This is a genomic window from Lysobacter soli (genome assembly GCF_009755585.1).
Classification (GTDB): domain Bacteria; phylum Pseudomonadota; class Gammaproteobacteria; order Xanthomonadales; family Xanthomonadaceae; genus Lysobacter_J; species Lysobacter_J soli.
This window is the reverse complement of record NZ_CP046603.1, coordinates 3,500,018-3,523,478: the sequence shown is the minus strand read 5'-3', so window position 1 is coordinate 3,523,478 and position 23,461 is coordinate 3,500,018. Positions and strand designations below refer to the sequence as shown.

The 23,461-nt window shown below is 67.9% G+C and carries 18 protein-coding genes and 1 pseudogene; 10 read left to right on the top strand and 9 right to left on the bottom strand.

All coding sequences use genetic code 11. The annotated features are described in order from the left end of the window. Positions 1-43 precede the first annotated feature (43 nt). Entirely contained in the window at positions 44-1,372 is a 1,329-nt protein-coding gene (locus GOY17_RS16020; RefSeq protein WP_157031125.1) for an aminopeptidase P N-terminal domain-containing protein, read from the top strand. 645 nt (positions 1,373-2,017) lie between these two features. Here the strand turns inward: GOY17_RS16020 and pepQ are convergent. The 7 genes and pseudogenes from pepQ to rph all read right to left on the bottom strand — a co-directional run bounded on the left by pepQ (position 2,018) and on the right by rph (position 9,431). After that, positions 2,018-3,340, bottom strand: coding sequence for a Xaa-Pro dipeptidase (gene pepQ, locus GOY17_RS16015; RefSeq protein WP_425482277.1), 1,323 nt, complete (start codon positions 3,338-3,340; stop codon positions 2,018-2,020). 136 nt (positions 3,341-3,476) lie between these two features. Beyond that, a complete protein-coding gene (locus GOY17_RS16010) occupies positions 3,477-3,827 on the bottom strand; it encodes a PilZ domain-containing protein (protein WP_115844103.1) in 351 nt (116 codons plus the stop codon). A 13-nt stretch (positions 3,828-3,840) separates the two neighbouring features. Further along, positions 3,841-6,099, bottom strand: coding sequence for a DUF1631 domain-containing protein (locus GOY17_RS16005; RefSeq protein ID WP_157031124.1), 2,259 nt, complete (start codon positions 6,097-6,099; stop codon positions 3,841-3,843). A gap of 252 nt (positions 6,100-6,351) precedes the next feature. Beyond that, a pseudogene (gene hemW, locus GOY17_RS16000) lies at positions 6,352-7,497 on the bottom strand (radical SAM family heme chaperone HemW); the annotation flags it as partial. Positions 7,498-7,672: 175 nt separating this feature from the next. Further along, the gene (gene rdgB / locus GOY17_RS15995) at positions 7,673-8,272 is read right to left on the bottom strand and encodes an RdgB/HAM1 family non-canonical purine NTP pyrophosphatase (protein WP_157031122.1); all 600 of its coding nucleotides are present in this window, start codon (positions 8,270-8,272) and stop codon (positions 7,673-7,675) included. Next, positions 8,269-8,658, bottom strand: coding sequence for a VOC family protein (locus GOY17_RS15990; protein ID WP_157031121.1), 390 nt, complete (start codon positions 8,656-8,658; stop codon positions 8,269-8,271). The genes rdgB and GOY17_RS15990 overlap by 4 nt, the downstream gene beginning before the upstream one ends. Before the next feature lie 8 nt (positions 8,659-8,666). Further along, the gene (rph, locus tag GOY17_RS15985) at positions 8,667-9,431 is read right to left on the bottom strand and encodes a ribonuclease PH (protein WP_157031120.1); all 765 of its coding nucleotides are present in this window, start codon (positions 9,429-9,431) and stop codon (positions 8,667-8,669) included. Positions 9,432-9,521: 90 nt separating this feature from the next. On the opposite strand from rph, the gene GOY17_RS15980 reads away from it, so the two are divergent. The 5 genes from GOY17_RS15980 (at position 9,522) to GOY17_RS15960 (ending at position 14,511) form a co-directional block, all read left to right on the top strand. Further along, positions 9,522-10,382, top strand: coding sequence for a YicC/YloC family endoribonuclease (locus tag GOY17_RS15980; protein ID WP_115844139.1), 861 nt, complete (start codon positions 9,522-9,524; stop codon positions 10,380-10,382). A 127-nt stretch (positions 10,383-10,509) separates the two neighbouring features. Next, entirely contained in the window at positions 10,510-11,136 is a 627-nt protein-coding gene (gene gmk, locus GOY17_RS15975; protein WP_157031764.1) for a guanylate kinase, read from the top strand. Positions 11,137-11,288: 152 nt separating this feature from the next. After that, a complete protein-coding gene (gene rpoZ / locus GOY17_RS15970) occupies positions 11,289-11,588 on the top strand; it encodes a DNA-directed RNA polymerase subunit omega (RefSeq protein WP_115844089.1) in 300 nt (99 codons plus the stop codon). Positions 11,589-11,860: 272 nt separating this feature from the next. After that, positions 11,861-14,053: a RelA/SpoT family protein gene (locus tag GOY17_RS15965; RefSeq protein ID WP_115844087.1), complete on the top strand. Its 2,193-nt coding sequence runs from the start codon at positions 11,861-11,863 to the stop codon at positions 14,051-14,053. A 74-nt stretch (positions 14,054-14,127) separates the two neighbouring features. After that, on the top strand, positions 14,128-14,511 hold the full coding sequence (locus GOY17_RS15960) for a RidA family protein (RefSeq protein ID WP_115844085.1): 384 nt from the start codon (positions 14,128-14,130) through the stop codon (positions 14,509-14,511). Positions 14,512-14,563: 52 nt separating this feature from the next. On the opposite strand, the gene GOY17_RS15955 is transcribed toward GOY17_RS15960, so the two are convergent. Together GOY17_RS15955 and GOY17_RS15950 are read right to left on the bottom strand one after the other, a co-directional pair. After that, complete coding sequence (locus GOY17_RS15955) at positions 14,564-14,941, bottom strand: YkvA family protein (RefSeq protein ID WP_157031119.1); 378 nt, start codon at positions 14,939-14,941, stop codon at positions 14,564-14,566. 8 nt (positions 14,942-14,949) lie between these two features. Next, positions 14,950-15,999: an AraC family transcriptional regulator gene (locus GOY17_RS15950; RefSeq protein WP_232338458.1), complete on the bottom strand. Its 1,050-nt coding sequence runs from the start codon at positions 15,997-15,999 to the stop codon at positions 14,950-14,952. Positions 16,000-16,214: 215 nt separating this feature from the next. Here GOY17_RS15950 and GOY17_RS15945 point away from each other — a divergent pair, with 215 nt between their 5' ends. The 4 genes from GOY17_RS15945 to recG all read left to right on the top strand — a co-directional run bounded on the left by GOY17_RS15945 (position 16,215) and on the right by recG (position 23,363). After that, positions 16,215-17,462 (top strand): parallel beta-helix domain-containing protein, encoded by a 1,248-nt coding sequence (locus GOY17_RS15945; protein WP_157031117.1) that lies wholly within the window; start codon positions 16,215-16,217, stop codon positions 17,460-17,462. A 2-nt stretch (positions 17,463-17,464) separates the two neighbouring features. Continuing rightward, positions 17,465-18,613, top strand: coding sequence for an SO2930 family diheme c-type cytochrome (locus tag GOY17_RS15940; RefSeq protein ID WP_157031116.1), 1,149 nt, complete (start codon positions 17,465-17,467; stop codon positions 18,611-18,613). Between the two features lie 97 nt (positions 18,614-18,710). Next, on the top strand, positions 18,711-21,125 hold the full coding sequence (locus tag GOY17_RS15935; RefSeq protein WP_157031115.1) for a TonB-dependent receptor: 2,415 nt from the start codon (positions 18,711-18,713) through the stop codon (positions 21,123-21,125). Positions 21,126-21,245: 120 nt separating this feature from the next. Further along, positions 21,246-23,363, top strand: a complete 2,118-nt coding sequence (recG, locus tag GOY17_RS15930) for an ATP-dependent DNA helicase RecG (protein WP_157031114.1) — start codon at positions 21,246-21,248, stop codon at positions 23,361-23,363. Positions 23,364-23,461 lie beyond the last annotated feature (98 nt).

The following is a 23,461-nucleotide window of genomic DNA, read 5'->3' as shown; positions in this document are numbered from 1 at the left end:
CGAGTCACTGGATTCCCGCCCGCGCGGGAATGACGAGCCTCAAATGCACAAACCCCTCCGCATTCCCGACAAGGCCTACGCGAAGCGGCGCAAGCAGCTCATGCGCATGGCCGGCGACGACGCGATCGCAATCCTGCCGTCGGCGCCCGAGCGCATCCGCAGCCGCGACACGCACTATCCGTATCGTCAGGATTCGGACCTGCTGTACCTCACCGGTTTTCCCGAGCCCGAAGCGGTGCTCGTGCTGGTGCCCGGTCGCAAGCACGGCGAGGTGATCCTGTTCTGCCGCGAGCGCGATCCCGAGCGCGAAGGCTGGGACGGACCGCGTTTTGGTCCGGAAGGCGCGGTGGAGGCATTCGGCCTGGACGATGCGTACCCGATCGCCGACCTCGACGACATCCTGCCCGGCCTGCTCGAAGGCCGTTCGCGCGTGTACTACCACTTCGGACGCGACCAGGAATTCGACCTCAAGCTCATCGGCTGGCTCAATCGCGTTCGCGCCATGGTGCGACAGGGCGCGCAGCCGCCGCACGAGTTCCTCGAACTCGGCCATCTGCTCGACGAGCTGCGCCTGTTCAAGGATCGCGACGAAATCCGCCTGATGCAGCGCGCCGCCGACATCAGCGTGCTCGCGCACGAAGCCGCGATGCTCGCCGCGCGCCCCGGCATCCACGAATACCAGTTGCAGGCGGAAGTCGAACGCGTGTTCCGTTCGCACGACGCCGATCCCGCGTACAGCAGCATCGTCGGCGCCGGCAGCAACGCGTGCGTACTGCATTACCGTGCGAACGCGGCGCAGGCGAAGGACGGCGACCTGGTGCTCATCGACGCCGGCGCCGAATACCGCGGCTACGCGGCCGATATCACGCGAACGTTTCCGGTCAATGGCCGCTTCACCAGGGAACAGCGCGCGCTGCACGACCTCGTCGGCGAAGCGCAGGCCGCGGCGCTCGCGCAGGCGCGGCCGGGCATTCCGTACGAGACCGGCCACGTCGCCGCGGTGGAAACGCTGACCGAAGGCCTGCTTCGCCTCGGCCTGCTGAAGGGCAAGCTGGAGAAGAACCTGGCTGACGGGAGCTACCGTCGTTTCTATCGCCACAAGACCGGCCACTGGCTCGGCCTCGACGTCCACGACGTTGGCGAATACCGCTTCGACGGCGAATCGCGGCTGCTCGAACCCGGCATGGTGTTCACCATCGAACCGGGCGTCTACATCTCGCCCGACGACGCCACCGTGGATGCGAAGTGGCGCGGCATTGGCATCCGCACCGAAGACGACGTGCTGGTCACGCGCGACGAACCGCAGGTGCTGACGAATGCGCTCGCGCGCAGTGCCGACGAGATCGAGGCGTTGATGGCTTCGCGCGGCTGAGGTTGGCTGGCAGCATTCCGCCGCACCGGCGTCCCGCCCTCCCTGTCATCCCGGCGAAAGCCGGGACCCAGGCCCGACTCACATGGGCACTCCTTCAACGGTGAACGACTTCACCGTCATTCCAGCGAAGGCTGGAATCCATCTTGCCGTTGCTCTTGCTCTTGCCCGTCATTCCCGCGAAGGCGGGCCGCTTCTGGGCCGCCGAATGGCGGCACCATACATGGACGTTTCATGCTTTCCTGTGACGTTTGAAGAGCAAAGAAGAATCACTCGCCAAGCTTCCGATCGCCTGCGACGCTCGGGTCACTTTTCTTTGCTCGCACAAAGAAAAGTAACCCAAAGAAAGTGCGTACAAGTCCAACCCAATCCTACGACCGGACAGAGCAAGGGCGCGTTCGCGATTCGCCATCCATGGCTCAGCGCTCACCACCGCACATCCTGCGCGGCGCCCTCCGGGGCTAGCAACGAATAGGCTGTTCAAGAGCAACAGCAACAGCAACAGGAACAGCTCGAAGCAACTGCTCAAATCAAAGCGCTCGAAGCAAAGCCGTCGGCCCGCCGACGCCTCGAAACACCAACCGCCCAAACAAGAACGCCGCAACCAAAGAATCGGTCGCGGCGCTCGTGGATGACGAGCGAAGCGAATCAGGCCGCTTCGTCGAAGGCTTCGCGCGTCAGGTTGATCGGCGCGTCATCCGTGCACACGACGTCGTCCTCGATGCGGATGCCGCCGAAGGGCTTGAACGCGTCCACGCGCGACCAGTCGACGCTGTCGGCGTGGCCGTTCTTCTTCACCTCGTCCAGCAGCATGTCGATGAAGTACAGGCCCGGCTCGATCGTCACCGCCATGCCCGGCTCGAGCACGCGCGTGAGGCGCAGGTACGGGTGGCCGTCGGGCTTGGCGATGGTGCCGCCTTCGTCGCTTGCCGCGAAACCGGCGACGTCGTGCACCTGCAGGCCGATGCCGTGGCCGATGCCGTGCGGGAAGAACGCGCTGCTCACGCCGGTAGCGACGGCGGCTTCGGGCGAGACGTTGATGACGCCGAAGTCCTTCAGCACGCCGGCGAGCGCAAGGTGCGCATCGAGGTGGATCTGCTTGTAGTCCGTGCCGGCGCGTACCTGGTCGCACATCTTCAGCTGCGCGGCATCCACCGCGTCGATCATCGCCTGGAACTCGCTGCCGGCGTCGTAGGCGTAGCTGCGCGTGATGTCGCAGGCGTAGCCGCCGTGCGCGGCGCCGGCGTCGATCAGGAAGCTGCGCGGCGACTGCGGCGCGATCGTGTCGCGATCGGTGTAGTGCAGGACCGCGCCGTGCTCGTTGATCGCGATGATGTTGCTGTAGGGCAGGTCGTTCGCGTCCTGCGCGGCGGCCTGGCAATACACCAGGTGGATGCCGAACTCGCTCGCGCCGGCGCGGAAGGCGCGCTCGGCCGCACGGTGCGCGCGCACGCCGCGACGCGAGGCCTCGCGCATCATCTGCACTTCGTACGGCGTCTTGAATGCGCGGTGGTATTCCAGGTAGTTCACGACCGACGCCGGGTTGTTCGGCGCGAAATTGCCCACCGTGCTGTTCGCCTCGCCCAGGATCGCGCAGCGCGCCGGGTTCGCCGGCAGGTGCTGCAGCGCTTCGTCCGGCGTGCGGATGGTGACGATGTCGAAATGCTCGACCCAGTAGCCGCTCGGCGCCGACGGCACGACGTGCCAGTAATCGAACGGCTGCAGGAAGATCAGCTTGGGCTTCTGGCCCGGCGTGGCGACCAGCCAGCTGCCCGGCGCGCGCGTGAGCGGCAGCCATGCCTTGAACTGCGGATTAACCGCGTATGGGTAGTCGCGGTCGTCGAACACCTGGTAGTGCGACGTGCCGCTGGGAATGACGAGATGGTCGAAGCCGCCGCGGGCGAGGGCCTGCTCGGTGCGGCGGTGCAGTTCGGCGATGTGGTTCGGGTACAGCGCGGCGGCAGTGGTCATTCGGATGCGGTCGAAAGGCGGGAACACCGCCCATTGTGCCGCATGGCGTCGACGCGTCCGTATTCAGCCAAGGCAATCGACGGATCACGCGAGCCGCAGGGCCGCGCGCTGCAAGCCGCGGCGCCATTTGGCCGTGTCACATCGGCTTGCCGTGCCCCGATTCCAGCCAGTGGCGCAGCTGCTGGAGTTCGCTCTCCAGCATCGTGATGAAGCGGAAGCCCGACCACGTTTGCCCGGGCGTGCTGGTGCTGTCCTGCCAGAGCAGGTGCGCGCCGACCTCGATGGGCGAGGACTGGTGCGGTGCGCCGCGCAGGTTGAAGCGCAGCTGGTAGAGGCCGTCCTCGACCAGTGGCGCGGTGGCGATGAGGAGCATGCCGGTTTCCGACAGGTTGCTGAGCTGGCCGATCACCGTGTCGGTCATGGTGTCGACGACCTGCACCGGTTCCTGGATCGCACGGCGGCGGGCGCGGCGGAACTCTTCCATCATGCGGGCATCCCCTTCAGGCGTGGGCTTCGGAGTGGTTGTTGTGCCCGACCAGCTGGCCGAGCGCGCCCATCACCGCGCTCCATGCGCGGTCGACCAGGCGGCTCTTTTCCTCGGTGACCACGCGTGCGCGACCGGCGGCGACCTGGCGCGCGAGGCTGTCCAGCGACTGCTCGGCCACGCGCTGCCCGCGCTGGTTCACGAACAGCGCGTTGTCGGTCACCGGGCTGAACCACGACAGTCGTCGGCGCACGACTTCGCCCGCATCGCCGATGTCGAACTCGAACCACGTGCCGAACGGAAGCGTGCGCAGGTGGCGCCAGCATTCCTGTTCCTTCGGGGTGCGCTCGGCGGCTTTCGGCGCGGGTGCGTCGTCCGTGCCCAGGCGCGTGCGCGCCTTGAGCTTGAGCGCCAGTTCCGTGCGCGAGGCCGCATCGTCGTTGGCCGCCACCGTGCCGGTGACGAGCTGGCGCGAGATCGCGCCTGCGTCCTCGACGTGGTAGCCGACCTGCGTCAGCGCGGCCTCGATGTCCTCGCCGAGCGCACTCGACACCTGCCCGAGTTGTCCCGCCGCGTTGGCGGCGACGATCTCCCGGGTGGCGTCCAGCTGGCGCTGCCATTCTTCCGAATCCTCGCCGCTGCGCAGCAGCGTCAGGGTCAGCACGTCGGTCCACGCCTGGCTCAGCAGCGTCTGCACGAAGCGCGGGAGCTTGTGCTCGCTGATGATCGCCTCGATCGCATCGCTGGCCTGGCGCTTGGCCAGCACCAGCTTCTCCTTGCCGCGCGCGGCCTCGACATGCCGCCGTTCGGCGACCTCGGCCTTGCGCGCCATCGCACGCAGGTGTTCCTGGAGCTGGCGGTTGGCGTTCTCGAACACGCCGTTGTCGCCGTCGTAGTTCTCCACGACGTGGTCGACCGCGCGGCGCAGCTGGTCGTTGAGCTGCGGGTCGGCCTCGTCCCTGGGCACCCAGTGGGCGCCGGCTTCTGCAACGGCGTTGAGCAGCTGGCGAGCCGGGTGTTCGTTGCGGACGAAGAAGCCGCGGTCCTGCAACGCCAGGCGCACCAGCGGCACCTGCAGGCGGTTGAGCAGCGTGCCGACGGCGGCGTCGGAGCGCAGCTCGCGGCCGATCTCGTTGTAGAACAGGTCGAGCAGTTCGAAGGTATCGGCATCGTCGCGCGACAGGAACGTCGCTTCGCCGCGCTGCTGCCGCGCCTGCGCGAGCAGGGTCTGGCGGACGTCGGTGAGGTTGCGCGGCGGCGCCTGGTGCAGGGGGACGTCCTGCAGTGCCGACAGCGCGTTGGCCAGTTCCTCGCGCGTGAGCGTCGGGCGCGGCGCACCGGCATCGGAGCCGCCGGCGCCCGGCCGCAGCCGGTTCATCGCATCGCGACGCGCGGCCAGCAGCTGCTGCAGCAGGTTGAAGGTCTCGCTTTCCAGCGCCGGACCGTTGCCGCCGTCGTGGTTCCCGGGCCAGTCCGTCATCGGGCGCTGTCGCTGCGGCGCATCGACCGCCTCGCCCGGCTCGGCGACGCGACGCTGGCCTTCCTGACGCTGCGGCGAGCGCGGGCGGATCGGCACGAACGACAGGCTCGGCAGCACGTTCTCGCGCGCGAGCAGGGCGTTCATGGTTTCCACCAGCTGCGCGTAGCCGGTCATGACCTGGTGGTCGAAGACCTTGTAGAGGTGCAGCCGGGCCTCGGGGCTGATCTGCAGCGCGTGCGCGGCATCGGACAGGATCTTGCCCAGCGCGTACGGCCCGACTGGCAGGCGTTCGGCATCGAAGGCCGGCTGGCCCGCCAGCACGCCGAAGCGCTGGCCGAGCAGCAGCAGCGGAAGGCCGGCGCGCGATTCCTGGCGCGCGGCGATCGTGCGCAGCAGCAGCGATTCGTCGACCTCGCCGTGCTCGACCAGCTTGAGGTCGCGGAACGCCGGCGCGCTGCCGTTGCTTTCCAGCGGGGCGCCGACGGGATCGCGGATCGTCGTCAGCTCGCTTTCGACCAGCGCGAGGTAGCGCGGCACCAGGTCGGCGCGGTTGAGGCGCGTGGTGCGCAGGGTTTCGAGATGGCTGGCCTGCTGCGCGGGATTGCGCGCGAGGTCGGCGTGCTTGAACAGCTGCTGCTCGAATTCGCCGAGCATCGCTTCGAGCTGGCGCGACATTTCGTCGGAGACCAGCGCATAGAGATGTTCGAGAACGCGGCGCACGCGCGGCGGCAACGCCGCCGAAGCCAGGGTAGGACGAGGGATCGAACTGCCTAGGGGTTCGAACGTGGCGGACATGGGATCACCGTCTCAGATCGGACGATCATGCATCGACCCATCCGTGCCCCGCCAGCCTTGTCGCTCCAGCGTGGTCCCTCAGGGGGCGCACTCGATGAAACGTCGGACGACCTAAACAGCGGCCAGAGCCGCTTGCGACCGTGGCTTGTCCCGGGACATGCGCGTAGTGGTCGGCCCGGCTCAGTCGACGGTGTAGCCGGCCACCTCATGCGGCAGTGCGGCAGGATTTGCGCCATCGGCCGCGTCCTCGTCGAGGAACAGTTCGATCACGTCGTTGGTAAAGCGGCGGCCGAGTTCCGTCGGCCGGACGCGGTCGCCATCGACCGACAGCCAGCCTTGCGCTTGCGCCTGCTCAAGGGCGGGGGCGATCATCGTGCGCGGCAGGCCGGTGCGTGCTTCGAACGCGTCGAGCGCGAACCCGTCGACCAGCCGCAGCGCATTGAGCATGTATTCGAACGGACGACGCGCCGGCGCGATGCGGTCGTCGCCGCCGATCGCCTCGGCATGACCCGCCGCGGCGAGATAGCGCGTCGGATGCTTGGTCTTCCAGCGGCGCAGGATGTCCTGCTCGGCGCCGAGTGTGATCTTGCCGTGCGCACCCGCGCCGATGCCGAGGTAGTCGCCGTACTGCCAGTAGTTGACGTTGTGCAGGCACTGCCGGCCGGGCCGCGCATAGGCGCTGACTTCATATTGCGCGTAGCCCGCCTGCGCGAGCATCGCCTGGCAGTGCTCCTGCATGTCCCAGCTCGCGTCGTCGTCGGGGATGTCGCGCGGCGGACGCGCCGCGAACACCGTGTTCGGTTCGAGCGTCAGCTGGTAATGGCTGACGTGCGTCGGATCCAGTGCGAAGGCGCGTTCGAGGTCGCGCTCGGCCATCGCCAGCGTCTGGCCAGGCAGGGCGTACATCAGGTCGAGGTTGAAGTTGTCGAAGCCCGCGTCCTGCGCGAGCTTCACCGCCGCCTCGGCCTCGCCGCTGTCGTGGATGCGGCCCAGCCGCTTGAGGGTTTCATCGTCGAAGGTCTGGACGCCGAAGCTCAACCGGTTCACGCCCGCGGCGCGGTAGAGCTCGAAGCGGCCGTGCTCGGCGGTGCCCGGGTTGGTTTCCAGCGTGATCTCGCAGGCGGGCGCGAAGCGGAGGCGGCTGCTCGCCGCCTGCAGGAAGCGGTCGATGAATTCCGGGGGGAACAGGCTCGGCGTACCGCCACCGAAGAAAACCGAATGGATCGTGCGACCCCACACCAGCGGCAGGTCGTAGTCCAGGTCGGCCAGCAGCGCGTCCACGTACGCGTCGAACGGAAGCGGCCCGCGCCCCTCGTGCGAATTGAAATCGCAGTACGGGCACTTGCGTACGCACCAGGGCAGGTGGACGTAGAGCGAGAGGGGCGGGGTGGTGAGCATTCGGGAATTCTGAGCCTTCGGGATTAAAGAGCCGTCATCCCGGCGAAAGCCGGGACCCAGGCTGGGGCGCCATCAGGAAGCGAGCCGATCACCGCTGCGATGATCGGCGACACGCCAGCTCCGCCGACCCTCACCCCAACCCCTCTCCCATTGGGAGAGGGGCCAAAGCCAGGCCTCAAAGCATCAGCTGCCGCTTCAACGCTGCGAGCGCGAGCCCGCGATGGCTGATGCGGTTCTTGAAATCCTTGTCCAGTTCGGCCGCCGACTTGCCCTGCTCGACGTCGAGGAACACCGGGTCGTAGCCGAAGCCGCCAGCGCCGCGGCGTTCGTGCAGCACGCGTCCTCGCCAGAGGCCTTCGGCGATGACCGGCTGCGGATCCTCCGCGTGGCGCAGCAGCACGATCACCGCATAGAAGTGCGCCGTGCGCTGCGCATCGGGTACATCGCGCAGTTCGTGCAGCAGCTTGTCGATGTTTGCGTCGGCATTGCCGTGTTCGCCGGCATAACGCGCCGAATACAGCCCGGGCGCGCCGCCGAGCGCATCCACGCATAGCCCGCTGTCGTCGCCGAGCGCGGGCAGGCCGGTTTCACGCGACGCCTTGCGCGCCTTCAGCAGCGCGTTCTCGACGAAGGTCAGGCCCGTTTCGTCGGCATCGGCGACGCCGAGTTCGCCCTGCGTGACGATCTCGATGCCGGTGTCGCCCAGCAGTTCGCGGATCTCGCGCAGCTTGCCCTGGTTGCTGCTGGCGATGACCCAGCGTTCGCGCGCGCTCATGCGGCCGGCTCCAGCAGGTCCCAGCGGTTGCCGTACAGATCCTCGAACACCGCGACGGTGCCGTAGGGCTCGCGGCGCGGTTCCTCGTGGAAGCGCACGCCATGCGCGAGCATCGACGCGTGGTCGCGCGCGAAATCGTCGGTGTGCAGGAAGAAGCCGACGCGGCCGCCGGTTTGCCGGCCGATCGCCGCGCGCTGCTCGTCGTCGACCGCGCGCGCCAGCAGGATCGCCGTCTGCGCGCCGCGCGGGGCGACGAGCACCCAGCGCTTGCCATCGCCCATGTCGGTGTCTTCGCGCAGTTCGAAGCCGAGCTTGCGCACGTAGAAGTCGATGGCCTCGTCGTAATCGGCGACCACCAGAGCGAAACAGGCGACGTGCTTTTGCATGTCCGGCGTCAGAGCCCGAGCGCTTCGCGCTGCTTGGCGATGAGCTCGGCGATGCCGGCTTCGGCCAGCGAGGTCAGCGCATCGAGTTCCTCGCGACGGAACGCGTGGCCTTCGGCCGTGCCCTGCAGTTCGATGAAACCGCCGCCATCGTTCATCACGACGTTCATGTCGGTGTCGCAGGCGCTGTCTTCGGCGTAATCCAGATCCAGCACCGGCACGCCGCGGTAGATGCCGACCGATACCGCCGCGACGGCGCCGAAGACCGGATCGCGCGCGATCTCGCGGCGCTTGAGCAGCCACTGCACCGCGTCGACCAGCGCGACGTAGGCGCCGGTGATCGCCGCCGTGCGCGTGCCGCCGTCGGCCTGCAGGACGTCGCAATCGAGCGTGATGGTGCGCTCGCCCAGCACCTTGCGATCGATGCAGGCGCGCAGCGAGCGGCCGATGAGGCGCTGGATCTCCAGCGTGCGTCCGCCCTGCTTGCCGCGCGCGGCCTCGCGGTCGGAGCGCGAATGCGTGGCGCGCGGGAGCATGCCGTACTCGGCGGTGACCCAGCCTTCGCCCTTGCCGCGCAGGAACGGCGGCGCCTTGTTCTCGACGCTTGCGGTGCACAGCACGCGGGTTTCGCCGAAGCTCACCAGCACCGAACCTTCGGCGTGGCGGGTGTAGCCGCGTTCGATGCGGACTTCGCGCATCTGTGCGGGCGCGCGGCCGCTGGGGCGCGCGACGGAGGCCGGGAGGCCGGCGGAGGGGGCGACGGGCGTGCCGGACATGGCCTGAATACCTTGGTTTGTACCGTTCGGAGGCGCGCGAGTTTACCATTCGCTCCCGGTCGGCCCTGCCCGACGACGCTGGATTTGTCGATGATCCGCAGCATGACCGCCTTTGCGAGCGGCGAACGCGCCACCCCGTGGGGCACGCTGGGTTGCGAGCTGCGCTCGGTCAACCACCGCTTCCTCGAACTCGGCGTACGCCTGCCCGACGAACTGCGCGCGCTGGAACCGGCGCTGCGCGAACGCGTCGCCGGCCGCGTCGCGCGCGGCAAGATCGACCTCACGCTGCGCCTGCGCTCGCCCGAAGGCGAGGGCGCGCTCCAGCTCAACGCCGCGCGCCTGCGCGAACTCAGCGAGCTGGCGCTGGACCTGGATTCGCGTTTCCCGCGCCTGCGCACCGAGCTGACCGAACTGCTGCAGTTCCCCGGCGTGTTGCAGTCGCAGGCGACCGATCCGGCCGAACTGCAGGCGCAGGCGCTGTCGCTGCTGGACGAGGTGCTCGACGAATTCGTGCGCGCTCGCGAGCGCGAGGGCGGCAAGCTCGCCGCGGTGATCACCGAACGCGTCGACGGCATCGCCGCGCTCGCGTCCGAAGTGCGCGCGATGATGCCGCAGATCCGCGCCGGCCAGCGCACCAAGCTGGAAGCGCGACTCGCCGATCTCGCGCAGCCGCTGGACAACGGCCGGCTGGAGCAGGAACTGGTGATGTGGCTGCAGAAGCTCGACGTGGACGAGGAACTCGATCGCCTCGACTCGCACGTCGCCGAAGCGCGCCGCGTGCTGAAGCTGAAGGAAGCCGTCGGCCGCCGCCTGGATTTCCTGCTGCAGGAATTCAACCGCGAAGCGAACACGCTCGGCTCCAAGTCGGTCGACGCACGCAGTTCGGCGGCCGCCGTCGAACTGAAGGTGCTCATCGACCAGGTTCGCGAGCAGATACAGAACATCGAGTAGCCGTGATGGGTGATTCGTGATTCGTGATTCGCGCAGAGCCGAAGCGCGCCACGATTCCGAATGCCCTTGGCCGGTACCGCTCGCTCCGTTTTTTGAACACGCGTCACCAATCACGAATCCCGACCCAATGCGCGGAACCCTCTTCATCGTCGCGGCCCCTTCCGGCGCCGGAAAATCCAGCATCGTCAACGCCGTGCTGGCGCGCGATCCGAACATCTGCCTGTCGATCTCGTTCACCTCCCGCAAGCCGCGGCCGGGCGAGCGGCACGCCGAGCACTACCACTTCGTGAGCAGGGAAGAGTTCGAGGGCATGGTCGCCGCCGGCGATTTCTTCGAGCACGCGCTCGTGCACGGCGACTGGAAGGGCTCGGCCCGGCAGTCGGTGGAGCCGCAGCTGGCGTCGGGCAAGGACGTGCTGCTGGAGATCGACTGGCAGGGCGCGCGCCAGGTGCGCGAGAAGGTGCCCGACGCGGTCAGCGTGTTCATCCTGCCGCCATCGCGGCAGGCGCTGGAGCAGCGCATGCGCAATCGCGGCCAGGACAGCGAGGAGGTTATCGCCCAGCGCCTGGCCGCCGCGCGCGAGGAGATGTCCCATTACGGCGAGTTCGACTTCGTGATCGTCAACGAGGACTTCGAGACGGCCGTGACCGAGATGTGCTCGATCTTCATCGCCAGCCGCGTCCGCAAGGACCAGCAGGTGGCCCGCCATTCGCGGCTGATCACGGCCCTGCTGGCGGACGATCCCGGGTCCTGATCGACTCCCGCCGCCTGTCAGGCCACCGAAAGCGGCGCCTGAGGCCCGTAACCTACTGATTCATAAAGCGCGGCTTGCCTGTGGACAACTGCCCGGGTAGACTTCGCGGTCCCATTTAGACGCACGACGGCCCGCCGGCCGCCAGGAGCCCCATGGCCCGCATTACCGTTGAAGATTGCCTGGAAGTGGTCAACAACCGCTTCGAACTCGTCATGATGGCCGCCAAGCGCGCGCGCCAGCTGGCCAATGGCGTGGATCCGCAGCTGGACAACAGCGAAGCCAACGACAAGCCGACCGTGCTGGCGCTGCGTGAGATCGCCGCGCGCCGCATCGACACCGACTACATCGACGCCGTCGAGAAGGCCGAGCGCGAGCGCAAGGAGCGCGAGGCGCTGGAGTGGGCCGCCGCCGAAGTGGTCGCCGACGACGACCTGTCCAAGGGCGACGACTGATCCAACCCGTCGCGGCCGGTTCTGCTGGCCTGCTGCACGAACGGCCCCGCCTGCGCGGGGCCGTTTTCGTTTGGGCGGTGCCTTGATCCGACGACGTGAAGACGGCGACCGGCGTTCCACTTTTCGCAGGCTGCGACACGGCGTGAGCCGTCTAGCGGGGGATCTTCGCGCGCAGGTCCGTTCCTGACCGTGGGATAGCCATAAACGGCACCTATTCAGCGCATCGATCCGCTCGCATTGCGCACATGGACCACCGCGCTTAGATTCCTTACATGACCCCCGCACAACCCGCACCGACCGCTCCGCTTCCGGTGCCGCCGCTCCACGACGACGCACAGGTCCCTGACTACGTGCGCGAGCTGGAACAGGCGGCCGACTACCTGCCCGACGACCAGCGCGCACAACTGCGGCGGGCGTGGGCGGTGGGCGCGGCCGCGCACGTCGGGCAGACGCGCAAGTCGGGCGAGCCGTACATCACCCACCCGGTTGCCGTCGCGAAGGTGCTGGCCGACCAGGGCCTGGACGTCGAGACGCTGATCGCGGCGATCCTGCACGACACCATCGAGGACACGCCGCTCACCTACGACGGCCTGGTGAGCGAGTTCGGCGAAACCGTGGCCGAACTGGTCGATGGCGTCACCAAGCTGGACAAGATCCAGTTCCGCGATCGCCAGGAAGCCGCGGCGGAAAGCTTCCGCAAGATGCTGCTGGCGATGTCGCGCGACCTGCGCGTGATCCTGATCAAGCTTGCCGACCGCCTGCACAACATGCGCACGCTCGGCGCGCAGAGCATGGAAGCGCGCCATCGCATCGCGCGCGAGACGCTGGAAATCTACGCGCCCATCGCGCAGCGACTGGGCATGAATTTGATCAAGGCCGAGCTGCAGGACCTCGGCTTCCGCGCGCTGCATCCGTGGCGCCACGCGGTGATCGAAAAGCGCCTTCGCACGCAGCCGGTCGTGCGGCGCGAATCGCTGGTGCAGATCGAGGCGCAGCTCGCGCAGCGTCTGGCGAAGGAGAAACTCGCGCACCGGCTCGTCAGTCGCGTGAAGTCGCCGTGGAGCATCTACACGAAGATGCGCGCGGAGCACAAAACCTTCGCGCAGGTGATGGACGTGTTCGGTTTCCGCATCGTCGTGCGCACGGTGCCGGACTGTTACCACGCGCTCGGCGTCGTGCACGCCGCATACAAACCGCTGGATTCGCGCTTCCGCGACTTCATCGCCATTCCGAAGGCCAACGGTTACCAGTCGCTGCACACGGTGCTGTTCGGCCCGTATGGCTCTCCGATCGAAGTGCAGATCCGCACCGAGGAAATGGACCTCATCGCCGAACGCGGCATCGCGGCGCACTGGTCGTACAAGCACGGCGGCGACGGCCCGAACAGCGCGCAGACCCGCGCGCACAGCTGGATCGCCAATCTCGTCGAATCGCAGCGCGCCACCGGCTCGTCGCTGGAATTCCTCGAGAACGTGAAGGTCGACCTCTTCCCCGACGAGGTGTACCTGTTCACGCCGAAGGGCGACATCATGTCGCTGCCGCGCAATTCCACCGCGCTGGATTTCGCCTACGCCGTGCACACCGACGTCGGCAACCGCGCGGTCGCCGCGCGCGTGGACGGGCGACTGGTGCCGCTGCGCACCAAGCTCGCCAGCGGCCAGCGCGTGGAGATCATCACCGCGAAATCGTCGACGCCGAAGCCGCAGTGGCTGGAGTTCGTCGTCTCCGGCAAGGCGCGCACGTCGATCCGCCAGCAGCTCAAGCAGCTCGAACACGAGGACGCGGTGCAGCTGGGCCATCGCATGCTCGATCGCGCGCTGGAAGCGCTCGGCATCTCGCTCGACCGCGTGCCCGCCGTGCGCATGGATGCGTATCTCAACGAATTCCGCTACCCGCGGCTTGAGGCGCTGCTGGCCGACATCGCGCTGGGCAACCGCATGCCGCAGCAGGTTGCGATGGCGCTCGCGCGCGAAGCGCCGGGCAAGCCGCTGCGCACGCCGGGCGGCAACATGCTGCCGATGTCGCAGGACAAGATCCTGATCACCGGCGCCGAACGCGGCGTGATCAGTTTCGCCAACTGCTGCCTGCCGATTCCCGGCGACGAGATCATGGGCTACCACACGGCCGGCAAGGGCATCGTGGTGCACCGCCTGGACTGCCCCAACGTCGCCGACTACCGCAAGTCGCCCGATCGCTGGGTGCCGATCGGCTGGGACCGCCAGGTCGCCGGCGATTTCTCCGCCGCGCTGCGCATCGAAGTGGACAACCGTCCGGGCTCACTCGCGCAGGTGGCAGCCGCCATCGCCGAAGCCGAGTCGAACATCGATCGTGTCGAATACCTCGAACGCGACGCGAACATCGCGGTGATGCGCTTCGCCATCGAAGTCAGCGATCGTCGCCATCTGGCCGACGTGATGCGGCGCGTGCGACGCCTCGCGGTGGTGCTCGGCGTGCAGCGGATGTGACTGTGGCTGCGCGGGACAGGCGCGCGTCGTCGCATCTGCGCTAACCTCGCGCTTTCGCAATCAGGAACCCGCCCATGTCCCGCCAGATCATCCAGACCGACAAGGCGCCGGCCGCGATCGGCCCCTATTCGCAGGCCGTGCGCGCCGGCGACACCGTGTACCTCTCCGGCCAGATTCCGCTCGATCCGAGCACCGGGCTGCTGGTGGAAGGCGACATTACCGCGCAGGCGCGTCGTTCGTTCGAGAACCTCAAGGCCGTGTGCGAAGCCGCCGGCGGTTCGCTCGGCGACATCGTGCGCCTGGGTCTTTATCTCACCGACCTCGACAACTTCGCCGCGGTGAACGCGGTGATGAGCGAGTTCTTCCAGGCGCCGTATCCGGCGCGCTCCACCGTCGAAGTGTCCGGCCTGCCGCGCGGCGCGCGCTTCGAAGTCGATGCGGTGATGGTGCTGGACTGATCGACCGCGTTTCGCAGCCCGGTATGCGGAGCGCATCCGGGCTGCAGTTGCATCAGTGGCGGAACGTCCGCCACGCCCACAGGCCGAGCACCGCAAGCGCGACCGCCCAGATCGCCACGATCACCACTGCCATGCCGCGGCTCACCGGCCGGTCCGCCACTGCCGCCGCTTTCGCCTGCGAATCGGCGATGACCCCGGCCGGCACCATCCGCAACACCAGCCACACGCCAAGCGGCACGAGGATGACGTCGTCCAGGTAGCCCAGCACCGGGATGAAGTCGGGGATCAGGTCGATCGGACTGAGCGCGTACGCCGCGACGGCGAGCGCGAGCAGGCGCGGAAACCACGGCGTGCGCGGATCGCGCGCCGCGAACCAGACGACGAGCGTCTGCCGCTTCAAGCCGCGAGCCCAATTGCGCAGGCGCGACATGCGTCCGATCAGCCGCCAGGCGTTGCGTGTTCGACGGCGCTAGCGTCCTGCTTCTCGCCCGCGCGCATCTCGCGAGGCGCGACGCCGGTCCAGCGCTTGAACGCGCGTCGGAATTCGCGCGCGTCCTTGAATCCCACCGCCGCGCCGACGTGCGCGATGCTCAGTCGCGCGTCGGCCAGCAATGCGCGCGCCGATTCGCTGCGCACGCGGTCGTGCAGTTCGCTGAAGCTGGTGTGCGCCGCGTGCAGCTGGCGGCGCAGCGTGCGTTCGGTCAGATGCAGTTCCGCGGCGATCTGCACCTCGCGCGGGTTGTCGGCGATGCGCTGGCGCAGCAGGCGTTCGACCACAGCCACGATCTCGCTGCGCGGCTGCCCGGCCGGCATCTGCTCCTCGCACAGCGCGATGATCTGCTGCGCGCTGGCGCTGTTGTTCGCCGGCATCGCCGCCTGCAGCCAGCGCGGATCGATCACCACGCGGTTGCGCGGCGCTTCGAAGCGCACCTCGCAGGCGAATACATGCACGTAATCGGCCGCGTACGACGGCGCGGGATACGTCAGCTCGAGCACGCGCGGGCGGAACTCCGCGCCGAGCAGGCCACGGCACAGCATCAGCGAACTGGCGAACAGTTCCTCGCACAGGAACGGCTCCAGTTCCGGCTCCGGCGACTGCATGCGCGCGACCACGCCCATCGAGCCGTCGTCGTATTCGTCCAGTTCCAGTTCCATCATCGCGCCGGTGATCGGCGCGTAGCGGATGCCCAGCTGCATGGCCTGCGCAAACTGTGGCGCGGTCAGCATCGCTAGACCAAGCAGGCCGAAATGCCCGATGCCCTGCCGCTGCCCGAGCACCAGCCCGGGCCCGTGCACCGGCAGGCTGCGCACCGCGCGGCGGATGATCTGGCACGCCTGCCGGTAGGAGAGATAGACCGGCGCATCGCCGTCGAACGCGGCCGGGCCGAGCCGCAATCCCGAGAACCAGTGTTCGCAGGCGACGCCGTGCTCGCGCGCCATCGCGACCAGCCCGGCGACGATGCCGCTCTTGATCGTGGCGTTGTTCAATCGGGGATCGTCGCGGTGCTGGCTCGGCATACGCTGGCGTAGCTTGTCCGGTTTTCCCCCCTGAGTATGCCGGCTTTGCCCTCCACCGGGATCGCCGGAAGGTCACAGACTCCCGAAGGGGGCCGGGGAGGGGCCACGCCGCAGGGTCGGCGTGGCCTGTTTTCGGCGGGGATATTCGCGACGGGAAGTCCGTCGCAGGACAGGACTGGAGTCGGATGAAGCGCATCGTGCTCGGCGTGGCGGTCACCATGGGACTGGCGGCACTGGCCGCCTGCCAGCAGCAACAGCCGGCCGCGCCCGCGGCCAGCCCGGACTTCCAGAAGGTGCTGATCGAGCGCCTGCTCGACGCCAAGCCCGGCGACGTCATCGACATTCCCGCCGGCCGCCACGCATTCGACCGCAGCCTGACGCTGCGCGTGAACGGCGTGACGATCCGCGGCCAGGGCATGGACAAGACCATCCTGAGCTTCAAGGACCAGAAGGCCGGCGCCGAAGGGCTGCTGGTAAACGCCGGCGATTTCACGCTGGAGAACCTCGCCATCGAGGACAGCAAGGGCGACGGCCTGAAGATCAACGAAGGCGACAACATCACCATCCGCGGCGTGCGCGTGGAATGGACGGGCGGGCCGAAGACGACCAACGGCGCGTACGGCATCTATCCGGTGCAGACCACCAACGTGCTGATCGAGGATTCGGTCGCGATCGGCGCGTCAGACGCGGGTATCTACGTCGGCCAGTCGAAGAACGTCGTCGTGCGCCGCAATCGCGCCGAACGCAACGTCGCCGGCATCGAGATCGAGAACACCATCGGCGCCGACGTCTACGAGAACATCGCGACGCAGAACACCGGCGGCATCCTCGTCTTCAACATGCCGAACCTGCCGCAGCCGGGCCACACCACGCGCGTCTACAACAACAAGGTTTTCGAGAACAACACCGACAACTTCGCCGCGAAGGGCGCGGCGGTTGCGAGCGTGCCGGCCGGCTCGGGCGTGGTCATCAATTCCAACGACAAGGTCGAGATCTTCGACAACGACATCGCCGACAACCAGACGGCGAACGTCATTGTGTCGAGCTATTTCTCCACCGGCTACATGACCGACAAGGGCGTGGCGAAAAGCTTCGATCCGTATCCGGAAGAGATCGCGATCCACGGCAACCGCTTCAAGGGCGGTGGCGACAAGCCCGACGGCTTCGACCTGAAGGCGTTGAAGGTCGCGATGTTCGGCCTCAACGGGCGCTTGCCCGACGTGCTGTGGGATGGTTACGTCAACGCGCAGCGCGCTGGCGGCGCGCAGGTCTGCATCGACAACGGACAGGCGCAGACGCTCAACGCCGACGGTCCGAACAAGTACAAGAATCCGAGCGTGGTCACCGACAAGGTGCGCTGCACGCTGCCGCCGCTGCCGGTGGTGACGCTTCCTGCCAAGGCCGCGGCGACGACCGCGAAGGCGGCTCCGTAGGCATGAAGCAGTTCGTGATCCACGCGGCCCTGCTGGTGGCCGCGATGTTCCTCGGCGGTTGCCAGCGTAGCGAAGCGCCGGTGCTGTTCCACCCGCAGGGCCAGCCGCAGACGCTGGGCGAATGGCATGTGCTGTCCTCCGACGGAAAGCAGTTGAAGCTCAACCACGGCGTCGAACCGTATGCGCTGAACAGCGCGCTGTTCAGCGATTACGCGCACAAGCTGCGCACGATCTGGATGCCGGAAGGCAGGAAGGCGAAGTACAGCGCGAATGACGCGTTCGACTTCCCGGTCGGCACCATCATCAGCAAGACGTTCTACTACCCGCGCGGACAGGACGGCGCGGTGCTGCGCGTGGCCGAACAGAAGGGCGAATCCGCGAACGGGCTCGATTTGTCGAAAGTGCGCCTGATCGAAACGCGGCTGCTCGTGCGTCGCGAGACGGGCTGGGTCGCGCTGCCGTACGTGTGGAACGAAGAGCAGACCGAAGCGACGCTCGCGCGCGCCGGCGACGTCGTGCCGCTGACGATGCACAAGCCCGACGGCAGCGCGAAGACCTCGTTCGCTTACATGGTGCCCGACGAAAACCAGTGCGCCGGCTGTCATTCGACCAACAACACCACGCGCGAACTGCATCCGATCGGACCGAAGGCGCGGCATCTCAATCGCGACGATCCCTGGCACGAAGGCCAGAACCAGCTCGCGCGCATGGTCTCGCTCGGACGGCTCGAAGGCCTGCCGGCGACGGGCGTTCCGCACAACGCACGTTTCGACGATGCGAGCGCGTCGATCGAAAGCCGCGCGCGTGCGTATCTCGACGTGAACTGCGGCCATTGCCACAGCCAGGTTGGGCCGGCCGATACCTCGGGCCTGTGGCTCGACGCCGGTACCGACGAGGCGCGCCGCCTGGGCCTGTGCAAGCCGCCGGTCGCGGCGGGGCAGGGCACGGGCGACCACCTGTTCGACATCGTGCCCGGCAAGCCGGATGAGTCGATCCTGATCTACCGCATGAGCAGCCTGGATCCCGGCGCGATGATGCCCGAGGTCGGGCGCGCCACCGTGCACGAGGAAGGCGTGGCCGTGGTGCGCGACTGGATCGCCGCCTGGCTGGGCAATTGCACCAGCGATGGCGCGCACGTCGCGATGAGGTAAGGTGCCTTCGTCGCGCGGAACAGGGGCGTGCGACGCGGCACTGCAGCAACGAAGTGAGCCGCTACAAAACTAGAAAGCCATTGGGAGGGGAGTTCCGATGTCGCCACGCAAGAGCAGGCTCGCGGTCGGTCTAGGCCGCGCGCTCTTTGGATGTTTCGCCGTCGCGGCCTCGCCGCTGGCATTCGCGCAAGCCGCGTCCACCACGACGGACGCCACGCAGCTGGACACGATCACCGTCACCGCGCAGAGCCGCGAGCAGGAACTGCTCGACGTGCCGATTGCGTTGCAGGTCGTCACCGAACAGCTGATCGATGACGTGGCCGCCGAAGACCTCGGCGACATCGACAGCTTCGTACCCGGATTGCGCGTCAACAGCCTCCAGCCGACGCAGCCGAGCTTCCAGCTGCGCGGCATCGAGACCGACGACTTCGGCATCGGCACCGATCCGGCCGTCGGTGTGTACGTCGATGGCGTGTACGCCGGACGCGGCGGCGGCGTGCTGCTGCCGTTCACCGACGTGCAGCGCATCGAAGTGCTGAAGGGCCCGCAGGGCACGCTGTTCGGACGCAACACCGCGGCCGGTGCGATCTCGATCATCACGCACCGTCCCGACACCGACGGCAACCACGCGCGCGGCAAGCTGCGCCTGGGCAACGACAACAAGACCTACTTCGAAGGCATGGCGAACATCGCCGTGAGCGATACGTCGGCCTTCCGCTTCAACGGCATCTTCAACCACAGCGACGGCTGGATACGCGACGCGGACACCGGCGAGGACCTCGCGCCGGAAGACAACTGGGCCACGCGCGCCGCGTTCCAGACGCGCTTCGGCGACAACACGCGCGCATGGATTTCGTGGGACCACGAAAGCCTCGACCAGCGCGGCCAGGCGACGACCAGCGTCGTGCCGATCCCGGCACTGCCCGCGTTGCCGACGGCGCCGGCGGAACCGGATTCGTTCCTGGATCCGGAACGCCAGCCGTACAGGACCGACGCGCCGGATGCGGAAACGCGCACGTTCGATGGCGTAACGCTGATCGTCGACCACAACTTCGGCGGCTTCAGCCTGACCTCGACGAGCGCGTGGCATGACTACGATTCGCTCAACCGCGTCGAGGAAGACGGCACGAACCTGAGCTATCTCTACGTCGATTCGACGAACACCGAGAGCAACACGAACTTCTACCAGGAGTTCAAGTTCAACGGTTCGACCGACCGCATCGACTGGGTCGCGGGCCTGAGCTACTTCCAGGAAGACGCCGACCAGACCAGCGAAGTCAACGCGCTGACCGATTCGGTGGACACCATCGCCAACAACCTCGGTCTCGCGCCGGGTGGCCTGTACGGTCCGCTGACGATGGCGGCGAACATGTTCGGGATTCCGGTGGATCTCACCGGCCTGCCGTGGAACGAGAAGTTCGTGAACTCGCTCGACACGAAGGCATACGCTGCGTTCGGCGACGTGATCTGGCATGTCAACGACAAGACCAACCTCACCGTCGGCTTGCGCTACACGCGCGACGAGAAGGACTTCACCTGGTTCAACGACCTGCGCAGTGCGCCGGAACTCGACGCGCAGCTGGCGCTGCTCGACCGCATCGGTTTCCTCGATGCGGCCGGCATTCCGCTGGAAATGCTCGTGTTCGACATCGCCTTCATCGATCCGCCGGCGTTGGCGAACAAGGGCGTGCTCAATCGCGCGAAGAAGTCCTGGGACGACTGGAGCCCGCGTTTCGTCGTCGACTACCACTTCAACGACAACCTGATGGGCTTCGCCTCGCTCGCCAAGGGCTACAAGGCCGGCGGCTTCAACGCACTGCAGATCGGCAGCGAGTTCGAGAACGAGGACGTCTGGAACTTCGAGACGGGCATCAAGCACGCGCTGCCGGACTATCGCCTCGCGTACAACGTGTCGGCGTTCTACTACGTCTACGACAACCGCCAGGCCGTCACGCTGGACATGACGACCGACATCCCGCGTTTCCTGGTCAACACGTCCGACCAGGAAGCGTACGGCGTCGACTTCGACCTGCGCTGGCAGGCCACCGACGGACTCGGCTTCGACTTCAACGCCGAGTACCTGGATTCGACCTTCAAGACCTACGTGAACCCGCAGGGCCTGGACCTCGGCGGCCAGCCGACCGGCGCGCCGGAATGGTCCTTCGCCGCCGGCGCGAACTACGTGTGGCGTCTGGCTGATGCCGGCGACGTGCGTGCTTCGGCGCGTTACTCGTACGTCGGCAAGTGCCGCACGAATGATGAATCCGTGTCGGTGCTGGGCTGCGGCCGCTTCGGCCAGGCCGAGGCGGGCGAGGCGCAGGAAATCCTCGACGCACGCATCGGCTGGACGTCGGCCACGGGGCACTGGGGCGTTGCGGTCTACGGCAACAACCTGCTCGACAACCAGTACGTGAACTCGTTCGGCACCTACGGCATGACCGTGCTGGGCACCGTCGGCGCGCGCATGACCCAGCCGCGCACCTACGGCGTGGAGCTGACGGCAAACTTCTGATCGCACCAGGCAAGACCCCTCTCCCGCACGCGGGAGAGGGGGCGGGGTGAGGGCCTTCCGACACGGCGCCGCCCACTTTCCCTCTTTCTACCGACGCGCCTTTCGCGGCATCCTTTCCCGATGCCGATTCGCAAGGGCGGGGCGTCCGTCGATCTTCAACAGCAGCCGATCAGCGCCCTGAAGGGCGTCGGGCCGCGCGTGGCCGAGAAGCTCGCCGCGCGCGGGCTCGCCACGCTGCAGGACCTCTGGCTGCAACTGCCGCGCCAGTACGAGGACCGCACCGCGCTGACGCCGATCCGCCTGTTGCAGCCGGGCGTGGCGGTGCAGGTGGAAGGACGCGTGGAAGCGGTCGAACGCGGATTCCGTTACCGCCCGATGCTGCGCGTGGCGCTCGGCGACGATTCCCACGGCACGCTGGTGCTGCGCTTCTTCCATTTCCGTGCCGCGCAGGTGGCGCAGTTCCAGGTCGGCGCGCGCGTGCGCTGCTACGGCACGCCGCGACCGGGCCAGCACGGGCTGGAGATCGTCCATCCGAGCTATCGGATGATCGACGAGGCCGGCGACGACGCGCTGGGCACCAGCCTGGATCCGGTGTATCCGGCGATCGAGGGCCTCGGGCCGGTGTCGCTGCGGCGCCTGATCGGCCAGGCGCTCGATCGCCTGCCCGACGAAGACGCGCTGGAACTGCTTCCGCGCGAGCTGCGCGACGGTTCGAACCTGCCTTCGTTGCGCGAAGCGCTGCTGACGGTGCATCGGCCGCCGCAGGATGCCGACGTCGCCGCGTTGCTCGCTGGGCGTCACCCGGCGCAGCGCCGCCTCGCGATCGAGGAACTGCTCGCGCACCACCTGAGCCTGCGTCGCCAGCGCATCGCGCAGCAGGCACACGCCGCGCCGGTGCTGGACCGGATCGCGCTGGCGGACACCTTGCGCAAGCGGCTGCCGTTCGCGCTCACCGGCGCGCAGCAGCGCGTGTTCGAACAGATCCGCCATGACCTCGCGCAGCCGCACCCGATGCTGCGCCTGGTGCAGGGCGACGTCGGCAGCGGCAAGACGGTCGTCGCCGCACTCGCCGCGATGTGCGCGGTGGAAGCCGGCCGGCAGGCCGCGTTGATGGCGCCGACGGAACTGCTCGCCGAGCAGCACCTCAACAACCTGCGCGGCTGGCTCGAACCGCTCGGCATTCGCGTCGCGTGGCTCGCCGGCAAGGTCACCGGCAAGGCGCGCGCGAAGGTCCTGGAAGAGGTCGCTTCAGGCGAGGCGCAGGTCGTCGTCGGCACGCACGCGCTGATGCAGGAAGGCGTGGCCTTCCATGACCTCGCGCTGGCGATCGTCGACGAACAGCACCGCTTCGGCGTGCACCAGCGCCTGGCGCTGCGCGACAAGGGCAGCGGCGGCAGCGGCAATGGCGATGCGATCGTGCCGCACCAGCTCGTCATGACCGCGACACCTATCCCGCGCACGCTCGCGATGGCCGCGTACGCAGACCTCGACGTTTCGGCCATCGACGAACTTCCGCCCGGGCGCACGCCCGTGCAGACGGTCGCGCTGAGCGCCGAGCGCCGGCCCGAACTCGTCGAGCGCATCCGCAAGGCCTGCGCCGAAGGGCGGCAGGCGTACTGGGTGTGCACGCTGATCGACGACAGCGACGAGGTGGTGGCGCAGGCCGCACAAACGACCTACGAGGATCTGTGCAAGCGTCTGCCCGAAGTGCGCGTCGGCCTGGTGCACGGCCGCATGAAGGCCGCCGAGAAGCAGGCCACGATGCGCGCGTTCAAGGACGGCGAGATCGGCCTGCTCGTGGCGACGACGGTGATCGAAGTCGGCGTCGACGTGCCCAACGCGTCGCTGATGATCATCGAGAACGCCGAGCGCCTGGGTCTCGCGCAGCTGCACCAGCTGCGCGGGCGCGTGGGTCGCGGCAGCGCGGCGTCCAGTTGCGTGCTGCTCTACCAGGCGCCGCTGTCGCAGATGGCGCGCCAGCGCCTGGAGACGATGCGCGAGACCAACGACGGCTTCGTCATCGCCGAGAAGGATCTGGAACTGCGCGGGCCCGGCGAACTGCTCGGCACCCGCCAGACCGGCCTGGCGCAGTTCCGCGTGGCCGATCTCGCCCGCGACGCCGACCTGCTCCCGCAGGTGCACGAGATGGGCGAGAAGCTGCTGCGCGAATCGCCGGAACTGGCCGAGCGGATCGTCGCGCGCTGGGTCGGCGGCGCCGTCCGCTTCGCCTCCGCGTGAGTCGCCGCCGCCCGCCGAAACCGCTGCGTGAAGGCCGAACCTGCAGCCCGCGGCCCGAAACGGGCATCATGAACGCCCGTCGTAGCCTTCGAACCCGC

Bases quoted from the DNA above. Each gene is read 5' to 3' on its own strand.
- GOY17_RS16020 (WP_157031125.1), top strand. From the start codon at position 44: ATGCACAAACCCCTCCGCATTCCCGACAAGGCCTACGCGAAGCGGCGC.
- pepQ (WP_425482277.1), bottom strand. From the start codon at position 3,340: ATGACCACTGCCGCCGCGCTGTACCCGAACCACATCGCCGAACTGCAC.
- GOY17_RS16010 (WP_115844103.1), bottom strand. From the start codon at position 3,827: ATGATGGAAGAGTTCCGCCGCGCCCGCCGCCGTGCGATCCAGGAACCG.
- GOY17_RS16005 (WP_157031124.1), bottom strand. From the start codon at position 6,099: ATGTCCGCCACGTTCGAACCCCTAGGCAGTTCGATCCCTCGTCCTACC.
- rdgB (WP_157031122.1), bottom strand. From the start codon at position 8,272: ATGAGCGCGCGCGAACGCTGGGTCATCGCCAGCAGCAACCAGGGCAAG.
- GOY17_RS15990 (WP_157031121.1), bottom strand. From the start codon at position 8,658: ATGCAAAAGCACGTCGCCTGTTTCGCTCTGGTGGTCGCCGATTACGAC.
- rph (WP_157031120.1), bottom strand. From the start codon at position 9,431: ATGTCCGGCACGCCCGTCGCCCCCTCCGCCGGCCTCCCGGCCTCCGTC.
- GOY17_RS15980 (WP_115844139.1), top strand. From the start codon at position 9,522: ATGATCCGCAGCATGACCGCCTTTGCGAGCGGCGAACGCGCCACCCCG.
- gmk (WP_157031764.1), top strand. From the start codon at position 10,510: ATGCGCGGAACCCTCTTCATCGTCGCGGCCCCTTCCGGCGCCGGAAAA.
- rpoZ (WP_115844089.1), top strand. From the start codon at position 11,289: ATGGCCCGCATTACCGTTGAAGATTGCCTGGAAGTGGTCAACAACCGC.
- GOY17_RS15965 (WP_115844087.1), top strand. From the start codon at position 11,861: ATGACCCCCGCACAACCCGCACCGACCGCTCCGCTTCCGGTGCCGCCG.
- GOY17_RS15960 (WP_115844085.1), top strand. From the start codon at position 14,128: ATGTCCCGCCAGATCATCCAGACCGACAAGGCGCCGGCCGCGATCGGC.
- GOY17_RS15955 (WP_157031119.1), bottom strand. From the start codon at position 14,941: ATGTCGCGCCTGCGCAATTGGGCTCGCGGCTTGAAGCGGCAGACGCTC.
- GOY17_RS15945 (WP_157031117.1), top strand. From the start codon at position 16,215: ATGAAGCGCATCGTGCTCGGCGTGGCGGTCACCATGGGACTGGCGGCA.
- GOY17_RS15940 (WP_157031116.1), top strand. From the start codon at position 17,465: ATGAAGCAGTTCGTGATCCACGCGGCCCTGCTGGTGGCCGCGATGTTC.
- GOY17_RS15935 (WP_157031115.1), top strand. From the start codon at position 18,711: ATGTCGCCACGCAAGAGCAGGCTCGCGGTCGGTCTAGGCCGCGCGCTC.
- recG (WP_157031114.1), top strand. From the start codon at position 21,246: ATGCCGATTCGCAAGGGCGGGGCGTCCGTCGATCTTCAACAGCAGCCG.